Source organism: Tepidiforma sp. (genome assembly GCF_034433535.1).
Taxonomy (GTDB): Bacteria; Chloroflexota; Dehalococcoidia; order Tepidiformales; family Tepidiformaceae; genus Tepidiforma.
On the sequence record NZ_DAOUAO010000105.1, the window covers coordinates 1 to 3,276 of the forward strand.

Below are 3,276 nucleotides of genomic sequence, written 5' to 3' on the forward strand. Positions count from 1 at the left end.
CCCGGCGCTGCACCCCAACGACCACGCAATCTGCCCCGAACCGCAGCCCGACCACCTCGGCCAGCCGGTCCAGCGCGACGTCCAGCGAGCCCTCCCGGCCGAGGGCGGCAAGCGCCTCCCTCGCCGCGCCACCGTCAAGCTGGCCATCCCGCCCGGTCACCCCTGGCGGGGTCGTCTCCCCCATGCGAACCCCCGGGAAACGGAAGGCGGCCCCGCCGCCGACCGCAAGAATTCCTTGTCTCCGCGCATCCTACGTACAGGTCTTTCCGCCGCGGTATCGGGGAGTTCCCCAACAAATTGCCTGCGCAAGAATAATTCGCTTGCTTCGGCGAAAAGCCCTGCCCCCTTTGCCGTCCGCTCCCCGCCCGCTACCCTACCCCCATCCCGGCGACCATCCCGCCCTCCGGCGCTACCATAAGCCCATGAACGAAACCCTCCGCTCCCGTACTCGCGTCGTCGTCACCGGCCTCGGGGCCATCACCCCCGCCGGCCAGACCGTCGACGAATTCTGGGACAGCCTCGTCCACGGGCGCTCCGGCATCCGCCACCTCACCCTCGTCGACCCCACCGGCTACCCCTGCAAGGTCGCCGGCGAAGTCAAAGACTGGGACCCGACGCGCTTCATCGAACGCAAAGCCGCCCGCCGCATGGCGCGCTTCAGCCAGTTCATGGTCGCTGCCGCCGCACAGGCCCTCCAGGACGCCAGCCTCGACCTCGACCGCGAAGACCGCGACCGCATCGCCGTCCTCATCGGCAACGGCGGCGGCGGCTACCCCGATATCCAGGAGGCTGCCCGCACCCTCTTCGAACGCGGCGGCATGCGCATCGACCCCCTCTACCTCGCCCGCTCCCTCGGCAACATGGCCGCCGCCCAGGTCTCCCTCCAGTTCGGCCTGCGCGGCTACAACGGCACCATCGTCACCGCCTGCGCGGCCGGCACCCAGGCCATCGGCGAAGCCGCCTGGCTCATCCGCAGCGGCCGCGCCGAGATCGCCGTTACCGGCGGCTGCGAAGCCGGCATCTCCGAGCTCGGCCTCGCCGGCTTCTCCGTCATGCGCGCCCTCACCTCCTACGAAGGCCCCCCGGAGGAAGCCTCCCGCCCCTTCGATGCCGCACGCGATGGCTTCGTCCCCTGCGAGGGCGCCGGCGCCCTCATCCTCGAGTCCGAGGCCCACGCCCGCGCCCGCGGCGCCCGCATCTACGCCGAGATCGCCGGTTTCGGCTGCACCAACGATGCCTTCCACGTCGCCGCGCCCCCCGATGACGGCGAAGGCGCCGCCCGCGCTATGGCCGAAGCCCTGCGCGACGCCGGCCTCCAGCCCGCCGAGGTCGACTACATCAACGCCCACGCAACCAGCACCCCCCTCGGCGATGCCGCCGAGACCCGCGCCATCAAAGCCGTCTTCGGCGAGCACGCCTACCGCCTCGCCATCAGCGCCACCAAGTCGCTCATCGGGCATGGCCTCGGCGCCAGCGGCGGCATGGAGACGGTCGCCGCCATCAAGACCATCGAAACCGGCACCATCCACCCCACCATCAACCTCCACAACCCCGACCCCGAGTGCGACCTCGACTACGTGCCCAACACCGCCCGCCGCGCCGAGGTCCGCGCCCTCCTCAAGAACAGCTTCGGCTTCGGCGGCCAGAACAGCAGCCTCGCCATCGTCCGCTACGAACCCTGACCGCGCGCCGCTTCGTCCCGGCCACAACGCAGCACACGCGAACGGCCCCGGGAAACCCCCGGGGCCGGTGAACGTTCTGCGCCGTGCGCCTGCTTCAGACCACGCCGGGCGGCACCTCCACATCCCCGTCCCGCAGCGGCCGCGCCGTCGGCCGAACGCTTACCTCCAGCAGCTCGGCGATATCGAACGCCCGGATCGTCCGCTTCTCTTCGTCCGGCTGCACCGCCGGGATGCCGTCCTCGAACATCTGGATGCAGAACGGGCAGGCCGTCGCGACGATGCTCGCGCCCGTGTTCGCCGCCTCCGCCGCGCGCAGGTGGTTCACCCGCGTCCCGGCCTCTTCCTGCCACATGTTCCCGCCGCCGGCGCCGCAGCAGAGCCCGCGCTCCTTCGAACGCGGCATCTCCACCAGCGTCGTCCCCGGGATCGCCTCCAGCACCTGCCGCGGCGTGTCGTAGATGCCGTTGCCGCGCCCGAGGTAGCAGCTGTCGTGGACCGTGATCTTCGCCCCGGCCGATTCCTTCGGCTTCAGGTCGCCCTTCGCCAGCAGGAACTGCAGGAAGTCGGCATGGTGCGTCACCTCCCACTTCCCGCCGAAGTCCGGGTACTCGTTCCGGAACGTATTGAAGCAGTGCGGGCACGAGGTGATCACCCGCTTCACGCCCATCTCGTTCAGCGCATCGGCGTTCGCCTGCGCCATCGTGGCGAACAGGAACTCATTCCCAAGGCGCCGCGCCGGGTCCCCGTTGCAGGTCTCCGCCTGCCCGAGCACCCCGAAGCTCACCCCCGCCTCCAGCAGCAGCTTCGTCACCGCTTGCGTGATCGGGATGTTCCGCTCCACCAGCGCGCCGGAGCAGCCGACCCAGTACAGGTACTCCTGCGTCCCGTCGTAAATCGGCACATCGATGCCCTGCTCGCGGAGCTGCTCGATCCAGGTCTCCCGCGTCAGCTGCGTGCCGCGCCATGGGTGCCCGCGCTGCTCCAGGTTCTGCAGCGCCGCCTGCGCCGTCGCCGGCACCCGCGCCTGCTCCATCACCAGGTAGCGCCGCATCTCCACGATCGGCGGCACGTGCTCGATCAGCACCGGGCACTCCTGCATGCAGGCGCCGCACGTCCGGCACGCCCAGAGCGTCTCATCCTTGATGTACCCGCCCACCAGCGGCTCCAGCTCCTCCTCCGGGTTCTTCCCCTTCAGGATGAGCGGCCCGGCGTGGTTCATGTACGTCTTGATGTCCTGGATCAGCGCCATCGGCGAAAGCGGCTGGCCCGCCGTGTACGCCGGGCAGACCTCCGTGCACCGCCCGCAGCGCACGCACGTGTCCGCATCGAACAGCGTCTTCCAGGTGAAATCCTGCAGGCGGCCTGCACCGAGGCCCGCGCCCTCCTCGATCAGCTTCTCGATGTCGCCCATCGGCTCCAGGTAGAGCGGCGTCGTCGGGCGCTTGAAGAACGCGTTCACCGGCGCCAGCGCGATGTGCCGGAACTTGGTCAGCGCCATCAGCGTCAGCAGCCCGAAGGCCGCCACCACGTGGAACCACCACCACGCCACGTGGAAGTCCAGCAGTGTCTCCGGGCTCACCCCGCCCAGCGCCTT

Annotated in this window: 3 protein-coding genes; 1 reads left to right on the plus strand and 2 read right to left on the minus strand. The window is 70.1% G+C overall.

Annotated features, from left to right (window positions below):
- Window positions 1-184: hypothetical protein (locus VAE46_RS05735; RefSeq protein ID WP_322795959.1), on the minus strand; the 184-nt coding region annotated here is incomplete at its 3' end.
- Between the two features lie 238 nt (window positions 185-422).
- On the opposite strand from VAE46_RS05735, the gene fabF reads away from it, so the two are divergent.
- On the plus strand, window positions 423-1,682 hold the full coding sequence (fabF, locus tag VAE46_RS05740) for a beta-ketoacyl-ACP synthase II (protein WP_322795960.1): 1,260 nt from the start codon (window positions 423-425) through the stop codon (window positions 1,680-1,682).
- 94 nt (window positions 1,683-1,776) lie between these two features.
- Here the strand turns inward: fabF and VAE46_RS05745 are convergent.
- A partial coding sequence (locus VAE46_RS05745) for a (Fe-S)-binding protein (RefSeq protein WP_322795961.1) occupies window positions 1,777-3,276 on the minus strand: 1,500 nt, incomplete at its 5' end.